Origin of the sequence: Pseudoalteromonas sp. BSi20652 (assembly GCF_000239855.1) — a bacterium.
GTDB lineage: Bacteria > Pseudomonadota > Gammaproteobacteria > Enterobacterales > Alteromonadaceae > Pseudoalteromonas.
In genome coordinates this window covers 1-512 of sequence record NZ_BADT01000004.1, presented here as the reverse complement: position 1 = coordinate 512, position 512 = coordinate 1, and the positions used below count along the sequence as shown (strand labels likewise).

General features: G+C 45.1%; 1 protein-coding gene. It reads right to left on the bottom strand.

Annotation, left to right across the window (positions count from 1 at the left end; translation table 11 throughout):
• Positions 1-512, bottom strand: a 512-nt coding sequence (locus P20652_RS17135; RefSeq protein WP_033016888.1) for a GTP-binding protein, incomplete at its 3' end; no start/stop codon positions are given.

Below are 512 nucleotides of genomic sequence, written 5' to 3'. Positions count from 1 at the left end.
ATTAGAGGTAAGTCATCACCTGGGAAATCGTATTCTGAAAGAAGTTCACGAACTTCCATTTCTACTAGTTCAAGTAGCTCTTCGTCATCTACCATGTCACATTTGTTCATGAACACGATGATGTAAGGAACGCCAACTTGACGAGAAAGAAGGATGTGCTCACGCGTTTGTGGCATAGGGCCATCAGTCGCAGCAACTACTAAGATCGCGCCGTCCATTTGAGCAGCACCAGTGATCATGTTTTTAACATAATCGGCGTGACCAGGACAATCTACGTGTGCGTAGTGACGTGAAGGAGTATCGTATTCAACGTGAGACGTTGAAATAGTGATACCACGTTCGCGCTCTTCTGGAGCGTTGTCGATTGATGCGAAATCTTTAGCAACACCGCCGTATACTTTTGCAAGTACGTTAGTGATTGCTGCAGTTAGTGTAGTTTTACCGTGGTCAACGTGGCCGATTGTACCAACGTTTACGTGCGGTTTTACGCGTTCAAACTTTTCTTTTGCCAT